The organism is Cellvibrio sp. 25HG11W-0, from assembly GCF_057815475.1.
The window spans coordinates 1,623,320-1,643,656 of record NZ_CM174230.1; the positions used below are offsets into that span (position 1 = coordinate 1,623,320).

The window sequence follows — 20,337 nt, forward strand, 5'->3', positions numbered from 1 at the left end:
CCTAGATAGGGACGAAAATTGAATTTCCGGCGCGCGGCTAAATCAAGTACAATGCCGACCCTCTAATTTACCCCCCGATGCTTGAGGCTTAACTCACTATGCTGATTCTGCGTGGCGCCCCCGCTCTTTCTAGCTTCCGTACCCAAAAACTCCTTGCCAGCCTGCAACAGGTTGCGCCCGGTGTAAGTGGGATTTCTTCTGAGTTTGTGCACCTTGCCAATCTCTCCGCGCCGCTTTCAAGCGCGCAGGAGCAGGTTCTGCAACAGTTGCTGACCTATGGCCCCAGAGTGGATGCTGAAGTGAGCCACCAAGGCACCTTGTTTTTGGTGGTGCCGCGTTTGGGGACAATTTCTCCTTGGGCATCTAAGGCAACGGATATCGCCAAGAATACCGGCCTTGAAGCGGTTAAGCGTGTAGAGCGCGGCGTTGCTTACTATATAGAAGGTGCATTGAGTGCGACTGAGCACAGCGCGGTTACCGCGCTCTTGCATGACCGCATGGTAGAGATAGTATTCGACAGCCTTGAAGCGGCGGCGCAGATCTTTACGGCGCAGGAGCCTGCACCACAAACCTCAATTGATATTCTCGGCGGTGGCCGCGCGGCTTTGGTTGCGGCCAACAGCAGCTTGGGCTTGGCCTTGGCCGATGACGAAATCGATTACTTGATGGAAAGCTTTATCGCCTTGGGGCGCAACCCCGTCGATGTCGAGCTGATGATGTTTGCGCAGGCTAACTCTGAGCACTGTCGCCACAAAATATTTAATGCCTCTTGGACTATCGACGGTGTCGAGCAAGAGCGTAGCCTGTTTAAAATGATCCGCAATACCAATGAAGTGGGTGGCGAAAATGTGCTTTCTGCCTATTCCGATAACGCGGCTGTTGTTGCTGGTCATGAAGCAGGGCGTTTTTACCCCAATCCTGCCACCAAAGCCTATGAATACCACCAGGAGCCCATTCACCTATTAATGAAGGTGGAAACCCACAATCACCCCACCGCGATATCACCCTTCTCGGGTGCGGGTACGGGTTCGGGCGGTGAAATTCGCGATGAAGGTGCGGTAGGGCGCGGCTCTAAGCCCAAAGTGGGTTTGAGTGGTTATAGCGTTTCCAACTTGCAGGTGCCGGGTTTTATACAGCCTTGGGAGCAAAACTACGGTAAGCCCAATCGCATAGTGACCGCGCTCGATATTATGCTTGAAGGCCCCATCGGCGGTGCTGCGTTCAACAATGAATTCGGTCGCCCCAACATTTGCGGCTACTTCCGCACCTTTGAAGAAGATTTTGATGGCGAGCGTCGCGGTTACCACAAGCCCATTATGTTGGCGGGTGGTTACGGTAATATCAAAGCCGAACACGTTGATAAGCCGCCCTTTGCGGCGGGATCAAAATTAGTAGTGCTCGGCGGCCCCGCCATGTTGATTGGTTTGGGCGGTGGTGCGGCTTCTTCTATGACCTCCGGTTCCTCCTCTGAAGATTTGGATTTTGCCTCAGTTCAGCGTCAAAACCCCGAAATTGAACGCCGTTGTCAGGAGGTGATCGACGCTTGTTGGCAGCAGGGTGCTGAAAACCCTATTGCCTTTATTCACGATGTGGGCGCGGGCGGTTTGTCGAATGCCTTCCCCGAATTAGTGAAAGACGGCGGTACCGGCGGTAAGTTTGAATTGCGCAATGTGCCCAATGACGAACCCGGTATGAGCCCCTTGGCGATTTGGTGTAATGAATCCCAAGAGCGCTATGTGTTGGCGATCAACCCAGAAGATTTGGCCCGCTTTGAAGCCATTTGTGCGCGCGAGCGCTGCCCCTATGCAGTTGTAGGTGAGGCGACCGACGAGAAGCATTTGTTGGTGAATGACAAGCATTTCGACGCTAAGCCCGTCGATTTGCCCATGTCCGTATTGTTCGGCAAGCCGCCTAAAATGCACCGCAGTGCCGATGCTCATCGCCCCGCCGTGAACAGCTTTGAAACTGACGACATCAATATTAACGACGCGGCTGAGCGGGTGCTTAAGCATCCTTCTGTGGCCAGTAAAAACTTTCTTATCACCATCGGCGACCGCTCGGTAACCGGTATGGTAGTGCGCGATCAAATGGTTGGCCCTTGGCAGGTGCCAGTAGCTGACTGCGCTGTGACGACCGTGAGCTACGACAGTATTAAAGGCGAAGCCATGAGCATGGGCGAGCGCACCCCGCTTGCGCTGCTAGATGCACCTGCTTCTGGTCGTATGGCGATTGCTGAAGCCATTACCAATATTGCGGCAACGCGTATAGAAACGCTTAGCGACGTAAAACTCTCCGCCAATTGGATGTGTGCTGCTGGCCACAAAGGTGAAGACGAGAAGCTTTACCGCACGGTACACGCCGTAGGGATGGAGCTGTGCCCGGAGTTGGGTATTACGATTCCGGTGGGCAAAGACTCTATGTCCATGCGCACTGCATGGCAGGATGACGGCCAAAACAAAGCCGTGACCTCGCCGTTATCCTTGGTTATTTCGGCTTTTGCACCTGTCGTGGATGTGCGCCAAACCCTAACGCCGCAACTGCGTACCAACAGCAGTTTAACCGACCTGATTTTGTTGGATTTGGGCAATGGTAAAAACCGTTTAGGTGGTTCGATTCTGGCGCAGGTTTACAACGAGCTGGGTGATACGCCTGCCGATTTGGATTCAGGCGCGCAACTGAAAGGCTTCTTCAATGCTATGCAGGCAAGCTTGGCGGCCAATGATTTGCTGGCTTACCACGACCGCAGTGACGGCGGCTTGTTTGCCACAGTAGCGGAAATGGCGTTTGCCGGTCACACGGGTGTCGATATTAATTTGGATGGTTTGGGCGAGGATGCGCTCGCGGTATTGTTCAGTGAAGAAGCGGGTGCAGTTGTTCAGGTGGCGCGCGATAAATCTGCTGACGTCATTGCCCGCTTTAAGGCGGCGGGGGTAACCCACGCGCAAGTAATCGGCCAGTTGAATCACGAAGACACCTTGCGTATTAGCCAGAATGACGCCGTTATTTTTGATCAATCGCGCGCTATGTTACACAGCCTGTGGGCTGAAACCAGTTATCGCTTACAAGCCTTGCGAGACAATCCTACCTGTGCGCAACAGGAGTTTGACGGCTTGATGCAAGCTGACCCTGGTTTGAGTGTAAAGCTCAGCTTTGATCAAAATGAAGATGTAGCTGCCCCCTTTATCAACACCGGCGTGCGGCCCTCAATCGCCGTGTTGCGTGAGCAGGGTGTGAATGGTCATGTAGAAATGGCGGCAGCGTTTGATCGCGCTGGATTTAACGCGGTTGATGTACACATGAGCGACTTGCTCTCTGGGCGCGTATCGCTTGAAGCATTTAAAGGCCTAGTCGCCTGTGGTGGTTTCTCTTACGGCGATGTGTTGGGTGCGGGTGAAGGCTGGTCGAAAACGATTTTGTTTAACAGCAAAGTGCGCGACGAGTTTGAAGCATTCTTCCAGCGCAACGAAACCTTCAGCTTGGGTATTTGCAACGGCTGTCAGATGATGTCCAATTTGAAGAATCTGATCCCCGGCGCTGACCATTGGCCGCGTTTTGTGCGCAATGTGTCTGAACAGTTTGAAGCGCGTTTCAGCTTGGTTCAGGTGCAGGAATCGCCCTCGGTACTCTTTAAGGGTATGGCAGGTTCGCACATGCCTGTGGCGGTTGCTCACGGTGAGGGCTATGCGGAGTTCGCGAATAGCGCAGCTTTGAATAGCTGCAACACCAGTGGCACTGTGGCGATGCGTTTTATCGACAACAATCTGCAGGCCACTGAAACCTATCCGGCCAACCCCAATGGTTCTCCGCTTGGCATCACCAGTGTTACCAGCCGCGATGGTCGTGCAACTATCATGATGCCGCACCCCGAGCGTGTATTCCGCGCTGTGACCAACTCTTGGAAACCAGATGATTGGCAAGATGATGGTGCTTGGCTGCGTCTGTTTAGAAATGCGCGCGTGTTTGTAAGCTAAGCATTTCGCAAGGTTAAACAATAAAAAACCCAAGGTCGCAAGGCCTTGGGTTTTTTATTGCCATGAGTGTTTCTATTGGTGCTGCTGCATAAGCGCGACCAACTGATCCAGTGCTGCACCCCAGCCTTGATGAAAGCCCATGGAGTTGTGCTTGTGGCAGCTATCCGTATCCCCGTGCATGACAGTGGCGCTATACAGCGTGCCTTCAGGGTGATCGCTCAATTCAATTATGCCCGTAAATGCAAACATGGTGTCGTCGATTTTGGCAGGGCGAAAGCCAGGTTCAAAGGCATTGGTCCAGACTAGGCGCTGGTTGGGAATGATCTCCAAAAAGCAGCCCATGTTGGGAAAGTTTTGTCCTTCAGGAGATTGCATGAGGGTACTGAAGATGCCGCCGGGGCGTAAATCGATTTCGCATTCAATGGTCTTCCATGGGTTGGGTGTAAACCATTGGGTAATGAGGGCGGGGGTAGTCCATGCGTGCCAAATTTTTTCTTTTGGGAGCGCGACGGGTCGCTCAAAGTGTAAATCGAGCAGTGGGTTAATGGGAGTAGGCATGACATGGCTCCAGAACGTCAGATGGGGTGGACGCAGAATCTTAAGCGCAACAAACGCACTTGTCGAATAGTCTCGCAAGCAAGTGTTTCAGTTGTATTGAATGAATCTGAATGTGAGGTTTTATGAGGGCGGCCATGCTTATGACAGGCATGGGTTCGTACAAATGCGCAGAGTTGAAAGAGTACACTCTTTAACAACTTAAAAGGTAAAACTTGGGAGTATTATGAATGCTTGTGTGTCTTAGCACTGTCGTAAGCGTTAAGATGCTCGCTGTTAATTAATTTTCGGTTGCGACTGCCATTTTTTTTCATGCTGATATAGGAAACCGTTATGAATGCTTCTTTAAAATCGTGGGCATTAAAGTTAGGGCTCTTGAGCCTTAGTGCGCTGTTGCTAGCAGCCTGCTCCATGAGTAAGCCTCACGAGCGTGCAGCCCAAGCTAAAGCGGATGCCGCGGGTTTGACAGCACTGCAACAGGCCAGTTTTGATGGCACCTTTGTGGCCCAAGGGGCAAAATTTTCTCAGTACAGAAAACTTTTGGTGGAGCAACTCGATATGGAGGATGTAAATATTCTCCAGCCATCATCAAATCATCTGCGAGTGGGTAAGCCTTGGGTGCTTAGTGATAAAGACAAGCTCTACTATCAAGAGCGCTATACCGAAGCCCTAATCAATAACTTGGTGGTGGATGGTAGCTATGCCACAGCGATGGATGCCGCTCCTGATGTGTTGCGTGTAAGAGCGCGGGTTGTGCAAATTGCACCTCTGGCCAGTAAAGATGATAGCGATGGGCGCCCTGGCATTATGAAAGTGTACTCTGAAGGGTTTGGCACTATGACCTTAGAGTTGTCGCTCTATGATTCTGTGAGCGGTAAGGTGTTGGCCATCATCACCGATCAGCGCGATTTAGGGCGTATTTGGGAAGAGAACAACCGAGCACTCAATAATCGCCAAGTGCGTCTTGCTTTTAATGCATGGTTAGGCAAATTGCGAACTGAATTACAGCGACTTTCTCGCTAAACGCGCGGGTGGGTCCTCATAAAGAAAAAGGCTCAGTGCATAACTGCACTGAGCCTTTTTCTTAAACGATTTTTAAATTAGTTTAGGCTTCACGAATTTCATAAGAATGACTAATTGCTACGCCACCTGCTTCGAGCATTATTGATGCAGAGCAGTATTTAGTAGCAGATAGCTCTACAGCACGTTTAACTTGAGTGTCTTTCAATTCTTTTCCAGTCACGATAAATTTCATGTGAATTTTAGTGAAAGGAGAAGGCACGCCATCCGCGCGCTCAGCCTCTAACTCACAGCGACAGTCAGTGACGGCTTGACGCGCTTTGGTGAGAATACTCATCACATCAAAAGAGGAGCAGCCGCCTAAACCGAGGAGCAGCATTTCCATTGGGCGCACGCCCGTATTGCGACCACCATGATCAGCAGGACCGTCCATGAGGACGGCGTGTCCACTGCCTGATTCACCTAAAAACTGAGCACCATCAACCCACTTAACCACTGCTTGCATGTTTTTCCCCAGCTAAAAAATTGCGCCAAAATAAGTGTGGCAGAGTAACACAGCTGTTCTATAAACCAAAAAATGGCGCCAAAATCTACCTTAAAAAGCGAATTACGGTAATTAGATGGACATAGCATCTCTCTAGGCTTATAACTGCATCACAAAAATTGTGCATCAATTGTATTATGGCTAGCAGCAAGGCAACCTTGTGGTCATAATCAATTTTAACTATCGATTCATCTTATAAAATTAGCAGGAGCCACACTTTGGTCGCTGTCTCACTAACACCGCACATTAAGAATGTGGAAGAGTTTTTAATCCATTGTCATCGTCGTCGTTATCCCGCAAAGAGCACTATTATTTATGCTGGCGATAAAAGTGACTCTCTTTATTACATTGTGAAAGGTTCGGTAACCGTTTTAATTGAAGATGACGAAGGCCGCGAAATGATTGTGGCCTATTTGAATGACGGTGACTTTTTTGGCGAAATGGGTTTGTTTGATGCTAAGGATTCACGCAGTGCATGGGTTCGTGCTAAAGCGGAATGTGAAGTTGCTGAAATAAGTTACACCAAGTTCCAAGAAATTTCTGAATCCCACCCTGAATTCTTGTTTGCACTCGGCAGCCAAATGGCGCGTCGTTTGCGTGCGACCACACGCAAAGTCGGCGATCTTGCTTTCCTTGACGTAACCGGTCGCGTTGCGCGTACATTGTTGGAGCTGTGCAAAGAGCCTGATGCAATGACCCATCCTGATGGGATGCAAATTAAAATCACGCGCCAAGAGATTGGTCGTATCGTGGGTTGTTCGCGTGAAATGGTAGGCCGTGTACTTAAGACCCTTGAAGAGCAGGGCTTGGTGATGGTGAAAGGCAAAACCATGGTGGTTTACGGTACGCGCTAGGGTTTTGAATTAGCATCAAACTTAGTCAGTAAAAAGCCCGCAACATTGCGGGCTTTTTTGTTGGCAGCTAGTTTTAGGGCGGTACAGAAGAGTTTCGTGCAAGGGCCTAAAGGTAGTAGCTGCTTTTCGTCATCACTTTTGCGGTGAGACTCATCAAACCTTTTACGGGAGCAGGGAAGTTATAACCACCAGCCTCTAACGCCATTGCTGCATGGCGCGCTTCATCTTCCAGCATTTGTTCTACCACGGCGCGGCTGCGCTGATCCTGTAGCGGTAATTCTTGCAAGTGACTCTTGAGGTGCTGGCAGACTTGATCTTCCGTGGCGGCCACAAAGCCTAAGCTTATCTTATCACTCACCAAGCCTGCGCCTGCGCCTATGACGAAAGACATGCCATACCAGAGTGGATTCAAATAGCTGCTGTGACTGCCCAGTGCGTCGAGGCGCTCTTGGCACCAAACCAAGTGATCAACTTCTTCGGCGGCTGCTTGTTCCATCTCTGTTCTAACTTCTGGCAATTTGGCCGTGAGTGCTTGTCCTTGGTAGAGCGCTTGCGCGCAGACTTCGCCGGTGTGATTAACACGCATTAATGCTGCGGCTTGTTTGCGCTCGGTATCGGTTAGTTCTGGTTCGTTCAGGGCTTTGGCGGGCGAGGGGCGCTCGGCTTGTAGATCACTGCCTGCGGCCAGGGTGCGCAGTGCGCGGTCGGCATTAATAATGAGTTGATCTACAAAACTTAGGCGTGTGGTTGACATACTCTTTCCCCTATGAATTCAGGCTTCATTTAATCAGAAAAGCGCCTTTGACGTAACCTAAAGAGTAACTGAAAAACGATTGGGCGCGCTTAGTTTGAGGATATGAGGCTCAATGTTAAGTTGAGTATTGGCTTTTTCCTCTTGGGGGTAAAACCTGTTAGCCTATATAGTCAAACAAACAATAAGTCTTGGGTGCTATAAATTCTTCTGCTAATAAACCAGAGCGATTGGATTTGTGGCGTCAAAAAGAGGTTATCACATGATAATAATTTCCAAGTCCATTCGGTTTTTACCTGCCGCTATCGCCTTACTGAGTGGCTTCGTCTGCGCGCAAATTGATACCAGCAAGCCGCTGTATCAAGATCTTAGCCAGAGTTTTGAAGCACGCGCCGCTGATCTTGTGACCCACATGACCCTTGAAGAAAAGGTCGCGCAAATGATGAATGCCGCCCCCGCCATTGAGCGCTTAGGTGTGCCAGCTTACGAATGGTGGAATGAAGCGCTCCACGGCGTGGCGCGCGCGGGTGCCGCTACGGTTTTCCCTCAAGCAATTGGCATGGGCGCGACGTTTAACCCTGCGCTAGTGCGCGAAGTAGCGACGGTAATCAGCGATGAAGCCCGCGCTAAGCATCACGAGTTTGCCAGTCGCGGCCTGCGCAATCGCTACCAAGGGCTGACGTTTTGGTCGCCCAATATTAATATCTTTCGCGATCCGCGCTGGGGGCGCGGCCAAGAAACCTACGGAGAGGATCCCTATCTCACCAGTCTTATGGGCGTTGAGTTCGTAAAAGGCTTGCAGGGTGAGGGCGATGCGCGCGCGGTTACATATCGCAAGCTGGATGCCACCGCTAAGCATTTTGCGGTGCACTCTGGGCCTGAATCATCGCGCCATTATTTTGATGTGCGCCCGAGTGAGCGTGATCTTTATGAAACCTATTTACCGGCGTTTCGCGCCCTGGTACAAGAGGGCAAGGTGGCATCGGTGATGGGCGCTTATAACCGCGTCAATGGTGAATCGGCCTCGGCCAGCCAGCGTTTATTGCAAGATATTCTGCGTAAAGACTGGGGTTTTAAGGGTTATGTCGTCTCCGACTGTGACTCTATCGATGATATTTTTCGTTTCCATAAAATTGTAAAAAGCGCCGAAGAGGCCGCTGCTCTGGGTGTTAAAAACGGATTGGAGATGAATTGCGGTAGAACCTATGAAGCCTTGGTGGCCGCAGTTAAACAGGGCCTAATCAGCGAAGCGGAGATTGATGCTGCGCTAGGACGCCTTATGTTGACTCGCTTTCAGTTGGGTATGTTTGACCCGGCTGCGCAAGTGCCCTGGACGCAGATTCCCTATGCAGTGAATCAGGCACCTGCCCACGACGCACTAGCACACCGCGCCGCGCAAGAATCCATGGTGCTGCTGAAAAATGACGGTATTTTACCGCTGTCTCCTAAACTCAAATCCATCGCCGTTATAGGCCCGACAGCTGATGAAGTGATGTCGCTATTAGGCAACTATTACGGCACGCCCAAAGCACCGGTAACCATTCTTGCGGGCATTCGCGCCGCTGTTGCCCCCAACACCCAAGTCACCTATGCCATGGGGGCAGAGCTGGTGGAGGGGCGCAGTGAACCGCGCGCCGCGCCAGTTATCGAGCCGCAATATTTGCGCCCAGCGGCGGGTGCGCAAGAGCAGGGTTTGAGTGCCAGCTATTTTCGCGGTATGGCGCTGGAAGGTAAGCCAGTGCTTAGCCGTATCGATAGGCGCATCGCCTTTCGCTGGGATCGTGGTGCACCTACGGATGACCTCGTAGCGCGGGGTGAGTTGGATTCTACATCGGCCTTGAGCGGCGATGAATTCAGTGTGCGCTGGACTGGGCAGCTATTACCGCCGGTGTCGGGCGACTACGAAATAAACCTAGGTGCAAATGATGGCGCGCGTCTGTATATCGACAACGCGCTGGTGATAGATGCCTGGGCGCAAACGGAGCGCTTGGATAATCATCTCGCTAAGATCAACTTACAAGCGGATAAAGCTTATGACATTCGCTTGGAGTACTTTGAAAATACCCGCGATGCCGAAGTGCGCCTTGCATGGCGCCTGCCCGGTGCCTTAACGCCTTTTGACGAAGCGCTTGCCACAGCCGAAAAATCGGAAGTAATTATTTTTGTTGGCGGCTTGACCGGCGATGTTGAAGGCGAAGAAATGAAGGTGAGTTACCCCGGCTTTGACGGTGGGGATCGCACGGACATGCGCCTGCCTGCAAGTCAGCAAAAACTACTGGAAGCGCTTAAGGCGACGGGTAAGCCCATTGTGTTGGTGCTTACCAGCGGTTCGGCGTTGGCCATTGATTGGGCTCAACAACAGTTACCTGGGATTCTGCTCGCTTGGTACCCTGGCCAGCGCGGCGGCGATGCGGTGGCAGATACCTTGTTTGGTAAATACAATCCCGCCGGACGCTTGCCCGTTACCTTCTACAAGGCCACGCAAAAATTGCCAGCCTTTGACGATTATTCAATGAAGGAGCGCACCTATAGATACTTTACGGGTGAGCCTTTGTACGCCTTTGGTTATGGGCTTTCCTATACGAAGTTCGGCTACTCCAAACTCAAACTCAGTGCACGCAAAATAGCAAAAAATGACACATTAACGCTGTCAGCGGTAGTGAAAAATACCGGCAAGCGTGCAGGCGATGAGGTGGTGCAGCTTTATGTGCGCACCTTGCCGGCCTCATCTGGCGATGGGGCAGCTCAGCATGAGCGCGCGCTTAAAACGCTGCGCGGTATTGCGCGGGTCAATCTGCAACCGGGGCAAAGTAAGCGCGTGACGTTTAAGCTGACACCGGATAAAGATATGACCTATTACGACGAGCAAGCCAAAGCCTATGCAGTAGATGCGGGTAGCTATGAAGTGCAAATAGGTGCATCTAGTCGCGATATTCGTTTACAGCAGCGCTTGCAAGTGACCGCAGATATAGATAAACCATAGCAATCACCGTTTTTCTGTTCCACAATGCGCATCTGAAGTTCCTTCCACGCGAGCGTCGCTTGGAAGGTATTGCGCAATGAGCGTGGCCAGACGAGTGAGGGCGAAGGACAGGTGCAAGACGTTAATGAGCTGAAGTTACTGCTGGATGCGCGTATCCCGCTTTTAGTGATAGAAACCTTCGAAGAAAAAAAAGCGCTCGATGTGCTGGTGCGTGTCGCCAATAAACACGGCAAAGATGTACATCGTTGGTCGCTTACCGATGGTTTGACCCGTTTAAATTTTGGCCCGCAGTTGGTACCCAAGGGCAGTGAACTCAACTCGGTTGAGGAAATGCTGCGCCATATCAAGGCGCAAACTCAGCCCGCGATGTTTGCTCTGTGCGATATACACCCCTTCTTGAATGACGAACACCCGCAAGTGGTGCGCCTGTTGAAAGACATAGCGCTCAACCATTTTGCTATGCCCCATACTCTCGTGTTTTTAAGCTTTCAGCTGCGCTTGCCACCTGAATTGTCGCGCTATAGCGCGGCTTATAGCCTCGCCTTGCCCGATGATGAAAAAATCATGGAGATAGTGCGCGAAGAGGCAAAAGATTGGTCTGATCGCCACGCCGGTGCGCGGGTAAAAACCGATAACCTCACCCTTAAAAAGCTTGTTAACAATATGCAGGGCTTAAGCGCTAGCGATGTGCGCCGCTTAGTGCGCAGCGCAATTTGGAACGATGGCGCACTTAGTGAAGCCGATATTCCTAAACTCAACAAATCTAAATTTGCATTGTTGGATATGGAAGGTGTTTTATCTTTCGAACAGCAAACTCAGGATTTCTCACAAGTAGGCGGCCTCGCCAACTTAAAACGCTGGTTGATGAGTCGGCGCGATGCTTTTAATGAAGAAAATAGTTTGATGGATCGCCCCAAGGGCATTTTGCTCCTGGGTGTGCAGGGTGGAGGGAAAAGCTTGGCGGCCAAGGCGGTGGCCGGTTTGTGGGGTATTCCGCTGATGCGCCTGGATGTGGGTGCACTCTACAATAAGTTCCACGGCGAAACTGAGCGCAATTTGCGCGAGGCGCTCAAGCTTGCCGATGCCATGTCGCCCTGTGTTATGTGGCTGGATGAAATTGAAAAAGGTATGTCGCAGGATAGTAATGATAATGGTGTTTCCCAGCGTTTATTGGGTACCTTGTTGACTTGGATGGCTGAGCGCCGTACCAAGGTCTTCATTGTTGCCACCAGCAATAATATCGCCCACTTGCCGCCCGAGTTAATACGCAAGGGGCGGCTCGATGAGATCTTTTTCGTTGATTTACCGGAACAGAGTGTGCGCAGCGATATTTTCGCAATTCACCTAAATAAGCGCAATTGTGTCGCGGCTAATTTTGATTTGACTGCCTTGGCCTTGGCGGCTGATGGCTTCTCTGGTTCAGAAATCGAACAAGCTATAGTCGCAGCGCTTTATAATGCCGCAGCAGAAGGGCAAACACTTAACACGCAAATACTGCTGCAAGAAATTGCGGCGACCAGCCCGCTGTCGGTAGTGATGGCTGAACAGATTATACAATTGCGGATGTGGGCGGCAGATCGAACGATTCCGGCTTAACTGAAGAATTGTCGTACCCCCGCAGGCGAACACTTTGCGCGGTAAGGCTTGTAACAATGAGTCACTAGAGAAATAGGCTTGTGCATGAAATGCGATATTGAACATGGCTGGTTGCAAACTGCGCAAAAATTGCCCTCGCCAAATTACAATCAGCGCCCGCAGAATTGTGAGATTAGTTTGCTTGTCATTCACAATATCAGTTTGCCACCAGGGGAATTTGGTGGAGGCTATGTGCAGCAGTTTTTTCAAAATCAGCTGGATGTGAATGCGCATCCTTATTTTGCAACTATTGCGCACCTAGAGGTATCGGCCCATTTGTTTATTGCACGCGATGGGGTTATGACCCAGTTTGTTAGTTTTGATGAGCGGGCATGGCATGCAGGTGCCAGTTGTTTTGAGGGCTTGGAAAACTGCAATGACTATTCCCTCGGTATTGAACTTGAAGGTACCGATGATCAGGCTTTTACCGACGCGCAATACCACAGCTTGGCAAAAGTAACTCGCCAGCTACTGGCAACTTATCCTAAACTAACACCTGAGCGTATTACTGGGCATGAACATATAGCGCCAGGGCGTAAAACAGATCCCGGCCCTGCATTTGATTGGGCGCGTTACAAATCTCTTTTTAACGACTAGCGAGTAAAACATTATGATTTTTTTGAGTTTAATTGTGGTACTGGCGCTGGTGCATTGGTTGAATCTTGCTGGTGCGTTGCATTTTGATGGTTGGTTTAGGCTGATGGTGAAGCGCCTGCAGCAAATTCCGGGGCTATCTTCAGTGGCATTTTTGCCCATGGCCTTGGCGCTCTTGATTCCATTGATAGTGCTGTTGGTGATTTTTGTTGCAGTACATGAATTCACCAATTCCATTGCGTGGATGTTTTTTGTTTATGTGCCGGTGCTGCTTTATAGCTTGGGGCGCGGCAATTTTGTGGCCGAGGTGAATGAATATCTCGCCTTAAGTCAGCGCAGCGATTCCGTAGCCGCGAGTAAATTTATTGATGACTTGCGTGGTAATGCAGAAGCTGACCCGCAAAATGCTGATGTAGGTGATTGGCAAGCACTTAACACTCAGGCGCTTAAGGTGATTAGTTATCGCGGCTTTGAGCGCACCTTCGCCGTGCTGTTTTGGTTTTTTATTGCGGGCCCGTTTGGTGCCTTACTTTATCGCTTGAGCGTTATGTATCGTGAAATCTCTGCACCTGACAGTGAAGATGCACGCCTGGCGGCTAAATGGTTATGGTTGCTGGAGATGCCCGCAGTACGTTTAATGGGCATAACCTGGGCTATGGTAGGTAACTTTGATGCCTGCCCTTTGCGTCAAAGTTTGCTGGATACCCAAAGCTCTTCAATGCGTATCCTCAATAATTGTTTGCGTGGTGCGCTGGGTGCCAGTACCGATTGTGGCGCACCAGAAGTAGCTGCAGCCTCTAAACCAACAGCGGCGGCCACTTCAGTTCAGGCTGAGTCAGTAGAAGAGGCAATCGCCGAACCAGAATTTGCGGAAGATTTGGATGTCATCGAAGATTTAACCGGTGTCGTTATCACCACTCATTCAGAACCGGCCTATTCACTGGCGTTGGTGAAATCGAGTTTGCCATTGTATACCCGCTCACTCTTGTTCTGGGTTTGTGCAATAGCCTTCGCTACCCTGGTTGTGTAACAGGTTTTCGTTTAATTTTTTTGATAGTTGCTAGAGGTTAGTTATGCCATCGTTTGATGTTGTTTCAGAAGTCGACAAACACGCTTTGACCAATGCGGTCGATCAGGCCAGCCGCGTGATCACTAATCGCTATGATTTTAAGGGCGTGGATGCGACCTTTGCACGCAAAGACTTCGAGGTCACCTTGACCGCTGATGCAGAGATGCAGTTAGAAAATATGCTAGATGCACTGAGAAGTTCGCTCCATAAAAATGGAATAGGTATTAGCTGCCTCGAAGTGGGCGATATTAAAGGCGTGGGCAAACAAGTAAAACGTGAAGTCGTTGTGCGCACGGGGATAGAGACTGAACTTGCCAAAAAAATCGTGAAAATGGTTAAAGAAGGCAAATTAAAAGTGCAGGCTTCTATTCAAGGCGATCAGGTGCGCATTACGGGTAAAAAGCGCGACGATTTACAGGAAGCTATTGCCTTCTTGCGCGCGGCTGAATTTGAAATGCCGCTGCAGTACAACAATTTCCGCGATTAGTTTTCCGTACCCTGCTCGATATTTCATCGTGTCCATTTATGTTCTTGGCCGCTGTTGTGGCTAAGGGCATAAATGGACAACTCCTACTTCACCTCATTTCTCCCTAGATGTACGGTTAACCGCTATTGCTGCTAGATGTTATTTCGCCTGAATTTTGTTCCAAAGCCACGCGAGAACGAGCAGCGTAGGCACTACTGATAAGGTGCTGAAAATAAAGAAGGCTGAATAGCTTGAGGCTTCGACGATGTAGCCAGACAAGCCGCCAATAAATTTTCCCGGTAAATTCGCCAGTGAGGCCAGCAGAGCATACTGTGTCGCGGTAAAGTTGGTGTGGGTCAGGCTCGACATAAAGGCGACCAGCACGACGCTGGCAAACCCCTGGGCGAGATTATCGGCGCTAATCGCCGCAAAAAATGCCCAAGCTTCGGCGGGGTGAATCGCCATCAGTAAAAAACTCAGGTTCGATAGCGCTACCGCGAGTGTTGCCACGACTAAAATGTGTTTAATGCTAAACGCGGCAACACAAATCCCGCCTACGAATGCACCCGCGATACCAATCCAAACACCATAGAGTTTTGAAATCGTTGCAATATCTGCTTTGGTGTAGCCTGAGTCTAAATAAAAGGGGCCAGCTAAAACACCAATCATTTGATCGGGTAGTTTAAACAGTCCGACGAATAGGAGTAGCGCCAGTGCGAGTAATAAACCATGGCGATTAAAAAATTCCAAAAAGGGTTTTACAAAGGCATCGCGCAGTTTGAGTTCGCGAATGGTGGGTGTAGTGGGTGGGTTCGGCTCTTTAGCGAGCAATACGGCGATAAGGGGTAAGAGAATGCAGCCCGCCATGATCAGATAAGCCCAGCGCCAACCAATAAGCTCTGCTAAGTAAAGCGCTATAGCGCCTGATAAAATTAAGGCTAATCTATAGCCGAGAATATAGGTGGCGGCGAGTGCCGCTTGCGCCTCGGGCGGTGCTATTTCAATGCGATAGGCATCGACGACTATATCTTGCGTAGCGCCGGCAAAGGCGACGATGCAGGCTAAAAGTACAAACAGCGTTAAGGAGTAATCTGGCCCAACCAACGCCATGCCCACCAGCGCCACAATTAACAATAGTTGTGAAGCGACCAACCAGCCTTTACGTCTACCTAAAAAAGGCAGAGGGTAGCGATCAATCAGCGGTGCCCATAAAAACTTCAGCACATAAAAAAAACCGGCGTAACTCACTAAGCCAATCGCACTTAATGCCACACCGGTATCGCGTAGCCAAGTCGAAAGGGTGCCACCAACCAATAAAAAAGGCAGCCCAGAGCCTAGCCCTAAAAAAAGCATGCTGAAGGCAGAGGGGGTCGTAAATGCGCGGCGAATACCGCGCCAGCCTTGGTAGCTTGAGGTGTTGTGCGTACTGGTATTACTCATAAGTTTGCAGGCTTCGCGATGAGAGTATGGTTATTGTAATGGATGACTAATTTGGTTTTTGTAAAACACAGACTTCAACAATAAAGTCAGTTCAATATTTTGGTCGGGACCGGCTTTTTGGTCGAAATCTAAAAATACATTCAGTTGGGTGAAAAGCGCGTCAGGTCAATTTTACCGTTTTTTATTGCGACGCCTTCAGCGAGAAGACGTTTTTGTTGTTCGGCGAAGCTTGAGGAATTTTCCGGCAGTGAAATTTTACCCTGTGCATTTATCACTCTATGCCAGGGCAGTTGCGTGCCCTCAGGCAAATTGCGCAATACATTTCCCACTAAGCGCGCGGCACCGGGTAGGCCTGCGCGGGTTGCGAGCTGCCCATAGCTCAGCACGGAGCCCGGAGGAATTGCAGCGAGCGCCAAATAGATGGCAGCGCGATTTTTTTCAGCAATATTCATTGGATGTTGTCAGTTCTTTGAATAATTTTCGTAATGTTAAGACTTAATAGCTCTCAGCCTAACCTAAATTTACATTTTTAACATTTCTAGGGTTGTTCTTAGTTGCTTTGATCATTTCTAATGTGTAACTGAATAGTCCAGTTTAAGGTTGGGTGCAGGTGAAGTTAATTTTCGGGTGTTGGTTGTGGTTATGGGCTACTTGGGCGCTTGCGGGCGTGATAGAGCTACACAACGGCGATCGTTTACAGGGTGAATTAGTGCGCATCGATGGCGAACACATCGTGTGGAAGTCGACCAATTTTGGCGAGCAACGCGTTAAAAAGAAATCCGTTAAAAATATTCTGTCTGAGCAGGTGCTCAAGGTCAATGGCAGCAAATCACCCTGCCACCTGGAAGGGATGGATGCTGAGTATTTATTGTACCGATGCACTGCCACTAACAAGCCGCGTCGCGTTTCGCTACTTACGCTCAAAACACTTATGCCCTATGAAGATTACAAAAAAGGGGCGGCTGTAATTCATGGCCGCTTTAATTTGTGGGGTGCTTATGCGCGTGGTAACGAAGTGCGCGATGAATGGAATTTTCAATCAGAAACGGACATTCGGCGCGGTGAGTTTCGTCATGCATTCGGCGGCGAGTATGCAGAGTCCTCTTGGGAATACTCCGCGCCGCAGGCGCGATGGAATGCCCACTATACCTTTGACTGGTTTTTGCGCGCGCGTTGGTTTTGGTATGTGAACAGTTTAATCGGTGTGGATAAACAGCGCGGCTTCGATAATTATTCCGTGTTAGGTACGGGCGCGGGTTATCAGTTCTTTGAAAACAGCCGTTCAGCATTGTCAATGAAACTGGGCCTGTCGGCGATTAACGAGCACTATATTATTCCGCCGGAGGTGAGCGATAACTATGCGGATCAGGATAAGTTTATGGGGGTGCGCTTCGTTACCGATTTTCGCTATGGACTGCCTTGGGAGGTTTCATTTTTCCACAATAATGAACTCATTTACTCCGTCGAGAATAGCGTTAACTGGGGCTTTAAAAGTACCACGGGTTTGAGTTCGATGATTTTTAAACGTGTCTATTCTGAGTTTAAAGTGGATTACTGGATTGATAATCAACCCCAACCCACCCGTGAAAGTCGCGATACACGTATGTCCCTCGGGGTGAGCTACAAGTGGTAAACTGACTGCTCACTTAAATGAGACCCCTTGCTATGCGTTTTTTGCCGCTGCTGTTGCCGCTTACATTTTTTATTGAAATCTGGCTGATCATCGAAATTGGCTCGCGCATAGGTGCGTTGGCGACTATTGCATGGCTTATAGCAGGGCTGGTTTTGGGGGTGAATATTCTACGTTTTCAAGGTGCGGCCAGCATGATGCGTGCAGCAGAGGAGTTGCGTGCGGGTATTACTCCAGCCCAAACCCTTGCTGATGGACTGATTAAATCCCTCGGCGCGGTACTTTTGATCATTCCTGGTTTTGCTACCGATCTATTGGCGATTTTCTGTTTTATCCCCTTTTTGCGTCGATTATTGCTCAAACGTTGGCAGGCTAAGTTTGCCCAGGCTGCCAGTGTTAATGCCGCTGGTTTTAGTGCGCATTTTGGTCGGGGCACAGCTCAGGGACATGTTTATGAGCATCAAGGTGATGCTCATAAAAGCTCAGGCCATGAAACTGATTCGCAGGCGACAGGGCGTATTCTGGAGCATGAGCCCGATAAAAAAGACTAATTGCAGCTTTAACTCAGATTTTTATCGCTTCCCCGTTGAAATCCTTAATCCCATCCTCATATAGCTAACACCGCTTTTCGGTGGCTTGTCTTGGTGTGTTCAAGACTTGCCCCATCGGTGGCGACCTTCGGGCTTAGCCTTGAAGTTTGCAAGGGCGTCACCATATAGAAACCACCTTGGAGCTGTCAGCTCCATGCTTGTTAAATAATGATTGTTAGGAGACTAGTGTCCATGAATATCCGTCCGTTGCACGATCGTGTTGTGGTTCGCCGCAAAGAAGAAGAAACCAAAACTGCTGGTGGCATCATTCTCTCTGGTGCTGCGAAAGAAAAGCCCAACCAAGGCGAAGTCTTGGCTGTAGGTAATGGCCGCGTTTTGGCGAGCGGCGAATTGCGCCCATTGGATGTGAAAGTAGGCGATGTTGTTGTGTTCGGTAAATATGCCGGCAGCGATACCATCAATGTTGGTGGCGAAGAGCTGATCATTCTCAGCGAATCCGATATCAAAGCGGTTGTGGTGTAAACCTAACCCAAAGAATTCAATCTGAAGCCGCATAGCGGCTTTACAGTGTCAACAAAAGCTTGAAGGAATTGTAATATGTCAGCTAAAGAAGTTAAGTTTGGTGATAGCGCACGTCAACGTATGTTGGCCGGTGTAAATATTTTGGCAGATGCGGTTAAAGCGACCCTCGGCCCAAAAGGTCGTAATGTAGTGCTCGAGAAATCTTTCGGCGCACCTACCGTAACCAAAGATGGCGTGTCTGTTGCTAAAGAAATCAACTTGAAAGATAAGTTTGAAAACATGGGCGCACAAATGTTGAAAGAAGTTGCTTCACGCGCTTCTGACGACGCCGGTGACGGTACTACCACTGCAACCGTTCTGGCTCAGTCTATCGTTAACGAAGGTTTGAAATCAGTTGCTGCCGGCATGAATCCAATGGATTTGAAGCGCGGTATCGACAAAGCCATCGCTGCTGCGGTAACTCATGTTAAGTCTATTGCTCAGCCTTGTGTTGATAGTAAGTCTATCTCTCAAGTAGGCAGCATCTCTGCGAACAGCGACACCTCTGTAGGTGAGTTGATTGCAGAAGCAATGGACAAAGTGGGTAAAGAAGGCGTTATCACTGTTGAAGAAGGCACCAGCCTCGACAACGAGTTGGACGTTGTAGAAGGTATGCAGTTCGACCGCGGTTACCTGTCTCCTTACTTCATCAACAACCAAGACAACATGAGTGTTGAGCAAGATCACCCCTACATTTTGTTGGTAGATAAAAAAATCTCCAACATTCGTGAATTGTTGCCCGTACTTGAAGCTGTGGCCAAGTCTGGCAAGCCGCTGGTTATTATTGCTGAAGACGTTGAAGGTGAAGCCTTGGCGACCTTAGTAGTGAACAATATTCGCGGCATCGTAAAAGTATCTGCCTGTAAGGCGCCTGGTTTCGGTGATCGTCGCAAAGCGATGCTGCAAGACATCGCCGTATTGACCGGTGCTACTGTGATCTCTGAAGAAGTTGGTTTGGACTTGGAATCAGCTACCTTGGAGCACTTGGGTACCGCTAAGCGCGTAACCATGAGCAAAGACAACAGCACCATCGTTGATGGCGCTGGTAATGCAGACGAAATCAAATCTCGTGTTGCGCAAATTCGCGTACAAATCGAAGAAACATCTTCTGATTACGACCGTGAAAAATTGCAAGAGCGCGTAGCTAAACTGGCGGGCGGTGTTGCAGTCATTAAAGTGGGCGCAGCCACAGAAATGGAAATGAAAGAGAAGAAAGCACGCGTTGAAGATGCGTTGCACGCTACTCGCGCTGCAGTAGAAGAGGGCGTTGTGCCTGGCGGTGGTACTGCCTTGTTGCGCGCTGTTGAAGCCATTAAAGATTTGAAAGGCGACAACGAAGACCAAAATGCCGGTATCGCTATTGCTCGTCGCGCCATGGAAGCTCCATTGCGTCAAATCGTTGCAAACGCGGGTGATGAGCCATCAGTCGTTGCTGATCAAGTGAAGAAAGGCACTGGCAACTTTGGTTACAACGCTGCAACTGGTGTTTACGGCGACATGATTGAAATGGGTATTCTTGACCCAGCTAAAGTTACTCGCTCTGCACTTCAAGCTGCTGGTTCTATCGCTGGTTTGATGATCACTACCGAAGCAATGGTAGCGGATCTGCCAGAAGATAAAGCCTCTGCACCAGATATGGGTGGCATGGGCGGAATGGGCGGCATGGGCGGTATGATGTAATTGCTACATCAAACTATTTTAATGCCTAGTTTG

At 49.8% G+C, this 20,337-nt stretch carries 17 protein-coding genes; 12 read left to right on the top strand and 5 right to left on the bottom strand.

What is annotated here, in order from left to right:
* The first annotated feature begins 98 nt into the window (after positions 1 to 98).
* Positions 99 to 3,971 carry a phosphoribosylformylglycinamidine synthase gene (gene purL, locus AC0KUT_RS06675; protein ID WP_488834533.1) on the top strand — a complete coding sequence of 1,291 codons (3,873 nt, stop codon included), beginning with the start codon at positions 99 to 101 and terminating at the stop codon, positions 3,969 to 3,971.
* Positions 3,972 to 4,043: 72 nt separating this feature from the next.
* On the opposite strand, the gene AC0KUT_RS06680 is transcribed toward purL, so the two are convergent.
* On the bottom strand, positions 4,044 to 4,529 hold the full coding sequence (locus AC0KUT_RS06680) for an SRPBCC family protein (RefSeq protein WP_488834534.1): 486 nt from the start codon (positions 4,527 to 4,529) through the stop codon (positions 4,044 to 4,046).
* A gap of 330 nt (positions 4,530 to 4,859) precedes the next feature.
* Between AC0KUT_RS06680 and AC0KUT_RS06685 the strand changes: the two genes are divergently transcribed.
* Positions 4,860 to 5,549 carry a DUF3313 family protein gene (locus AC0KUT_RS06685; RefSeq protein ID WP_488834535.1) on the top strand — a complete coding sequence of 230 codons (690 nt, stop codon included), beginning with the start codon at positions 4,860 to 4,862 and terminating at the stop codon, positions 5,547 to 5,549.
* A gap of 82 nt (positions 5,550 to 5,631) precedes the next feature.
* Here the strand turns inward: AC0KUT_RS06685 and AC0KUT_RS06690 are convergent, their stop codons facing one another.
* Positions 5,632 to 6,051, bottom strand: coding sequence for an OsmC family protein (locus AC0KUT_RS06690; RefSeq protein ID WP_488834536.1), 420 nt, complete (start codon positions 6,049 to 6,051; stop codon positions 5,632 to 5,634).
* A 257-nt stretch (positions 6,052 to 6,308) separates the two neighbouring features.
* On the opposite strand from AC0KUT_RS06690, the gene crp reads away from it, so the two are divergent.
* A complete protein-coding gene (gene crp, locus AC0KUT_RS06695; RefSeq protein ID WP_488834538.1) occupies positions 6,309 to 6,944 on the top strand; it encodes a cAMP-activated global transcriptional regulator CRP in 636 nt (211 codons plus the stop codon).
* 106 nt (positions 6,945 to 7,050) lie between these two features.
* Here crp and coq7 read toward each other — a convergent pair whose 3' ends face one another.
* Entirely contained in the window at positions 7,051 to 7,698 is a 648-nt protein-coding gene (gene coq7 / locus AC0KUT_RS06700; RefSeq protein ID WP_488834540.1) for a 2-polyprenyl-3-methyl-6-methoxy-1,4-benzoquinone monooxygenase, read from the bottom strand.
* A gap of 259 nt (positions 7,699 to 7,957) precedes the next feature.
* Between coq7 and AC0KUT_RS06705 the strand changes: the two genes are divergently transcribed.
* From AC0KUT_RS06705 to AC0KUT_RS06725, 5 genes are all read left to right on the top strand, one after another.
* Positions 7,958 to 10,678 (top strand): glycoside hydrolase family 3 protein, encoded by a 2,721-nt coding sequence (locus tag AC0KUT_RS06705; protein ID WP_488834542.1) that lies wholly within the window; start codon positions 7,958 to 7,960, stop codon positions 10,676 to 10,678.
* A 111-nt stretch (positions 10,679 to 10,789) separates the two neighbouring features.
* Positions 10,790 to 12,274: an AAA family ATPase gene (locus AC0KUT_RS06710; protein ID WP_488835662.1), complete on the top strand. Its 1,485-nt coding sequence runs from the start codon at positions 10,790 to 10,792 to the stop codon at positions 12,272 to 12,274.
* An 84-nt stretch (positions 12,275 to 12,358) separates the two neighbouring features.
* Entirely contained in the window at positions 12,359 to 12,910 is a 552-nt protein-coding gene (gene ampD, locus AC0KUT_RS06715) for a 1,6-anhydro-N-acetylmuramyl-L-alanine amidase AmpD (protein WP_488834543.1), read from the top strand.
* A gap of 13 nt (positions 12,911 to 12,923) precedes the next feature.
* Positions 12,924 to 13,937, top strand: coding sequence for a regulatory signaling modulator protein AmpE (ampE, locus tag AC0KUT_RS06720; protein WP_488834544.1), 1,014 nt, complete (start codon positions 12,924 to 12,926; stop codon positions 13,935 to 13,937).
* Positions 13,938 to 13,980: 43 nt separating this feature from the next.
* On the top strand, positions 13,981 to 14,463 hold the full coding sequence (locus AC0KUT_RS06725; protein WP_488834545.1) for a YajQ family cyclic di-GMP-binding protein: 483 nt from the start codon (positions 13,981 to 13,983) through the stop codon (positions 14,461 to 14,463).
* Positions 14,464 to 14,601: 138 nt separating this feature from the next.
* On the opposite strand, the gene AC0KUT_RS06730 is transcribed toward AC0KUT_RS06725, so the two are convergent.
* Positions 14,602 to 15,882 carry an AmpG family muropeptide MFS transporter gene (locus AC0KUT_RS06730; RefSeq protein ID WP_488834546.1) on the bottom strand — a complete coding sequence of 427 codons (1,281 nt, stop codon included), beginning with the start codon at positions 15,880 to 15,882 and terminating at the stop codon, positions 14,602 to 14,604.
* A 140-nt stretch (positions 15,883 to 16,022) separates the two neighbouring features.
* A complete protein-coding gene (locus AC0KUT_RS06735; protein ID WP_488834548.1) occupies positions 16,023 to 16,334 on the bottom strand; it encodes an MGMT family protein in 312 nt (103 codons plus the stop codon).
* A 158-nt stretch (positions 16,335 to 16,492) separates the two neighbouring features.
* Here AC0KUT_RS06735 and AC0KUT_RS06740 point away from each other — a divergent pair, with 158 nt between their 5' ends.
* The 4 genes from AC0KUT_RS06740 (at position 16,493) to groL (ending at position 20,304) form a co-directional block, all read left to right on the top strand.
* The gene (locus AC0KUT_RS06740; protein WP_488834549.1) at positions 16,493 to 17,515 is read left to right on the top strand and encodes a DUF481 domain-containing protein; all 1,023 of its coding nucleotides are present in this window, start codon (positions 16,493 to 16,495) and stop codon (positions 17,513 to 17,515) included.
* A gap of 32 nt (positions 17,516 to 17,547) precedes the next feature.
* Positions 17,548 to 18,063: an FxsA family protein gene (locus tag AC0KUT_RS06745; RefSeq protein ID WP_488834551.1), complete on the top strand. Its 516-nt coding sequence runs from the start codon at positions 17,548 to 17,550 to the stop codon at positions 18,061 to 18,063.
* Positions 18,064 to 18,294: 231 nt separating this feature from the next.
* Entirely contained in the window at positions 18,295 to 18,585 is a 291-nt protein-coding gene (locus AC0KUT_RS06750; protein ID WP_488834553.1) for a co-chaperone GroES, read from the top strand.
* Between the two features lie 75 nt (positions 18,586 to 18,660).
* Positions 18,661 to 20,304, top strand: coding sequence for a chaperonin GroEL (groL, locus tag AC0KUT_RS06755; protein WP_488834556.1), 1,644 nt, complete (start codon positions 18,661 to 18,663; stop codon positions 20,302 to 20,304).
* Positions 20,305 to 20,337: the final 33 nt, after the last annotated feature.

Excerpts from the sequence above, each read along its gene's own strand:
- purL (WP_488834533.1), top strand. The coding sequence starts at position 99 with ATGCTGATTCTGCGTGGCGCCCCCGCTCTTTCTAGCTTCCGTACCCAA.
- AC0KUT_RS06680 (WP_488834534.1), bottom strand. The coding sequence starts at position 4,529 with ATGCCTACTCCCATTAACCCACTGCTCGATTTACACTTTGAGCGACCC.
- AC0KUT_RS06685 (WP_488834535.1), top strand. The coding sequence starts at position 4,860 with ATGAATGCTTCTTTAAAATCGTGGGCATTAAAGTTAGGGCTCTTGAGC.
- AC0KUT_RS06690 (WP_488834536.1), bottom strand. The coding sequence starts at position 6,051 with ATGCAAGCAGTGGTTAAGTGGGTTGATGGTGCTCAGTTTTTAGGTGAA.
- coq7 (WP_488834540.1), bottom strand. The coding sequence starts at position 7,698 with ATGTCAACCACACGCCTAAGTTTTGTAGATCAACTCATTATTAATGCC.
- AC0KUT_RS06705 (WP_488834542.1), top strand. The coding sequence starts at position 7,958 with ATGATAATAATTTCCAAGTCCATTCGGTTTTTACCTGCCGCTATCGCC.
- ampD (WP_488834543.1), top strand. The coding sequence starts at position 12,359 with ATGAAATGCGATATTGAACATGGCTGGTTGCAAACTGCGCAAAAATTG.
- ampE (WP_488834544.1), top strand. The coding sequence starts at position 12,924 with ATGATTTTTTTGAGTTTAATTGTGGTACTGGCGCTGGTGCATTGGTTG.
- AC0KUT_RS06725 (WP_488834545.1), top strand. The coding sequence starts at position 13,981 with ATGCCATCGTTTGATGTTGTTTCAGAAGTCGACAAACACGCTTTGACC.
- AC0KUT_RS06730 (WP_488834546.1), bottom strand. The coding sequence starts at position 15,882 with ATGAGTAATACCAGTACGCACAACACCTCAAGCTACCAAGGCTGGCGC.
- AC0KUT_RS06735 (WP_488834548.1), bottom strand. The coding sequence starts at position 16,334 with ATGAATATTGCTGAAAAAAATCGCGCTGCCATCTATTTGGCGCTCGCT.
- AC0KUT_RS06745 (WP_488834551.1), top strand. The coding sequence starts at position 17,548 with ATGCGTTTTTTGCCGCTGCTGTTGCCGCTTACATTTTTTATTGAAATC.
- AC0KUT_RS06750 (WP_488834553.1), top strand. The coding sequence starts at position 18,295 with ATGAATATCCGTCCGTTGCACGATCGTGTTGTGGTTCGCCGCAAAGAA.
- groL (WP_488834556.1), top strand. The coding sequence starts at position 18,661 with ATGTCAGCTAAAGAAGTTAAGTTTGGTGATAGCGCACGTCAACGTATG.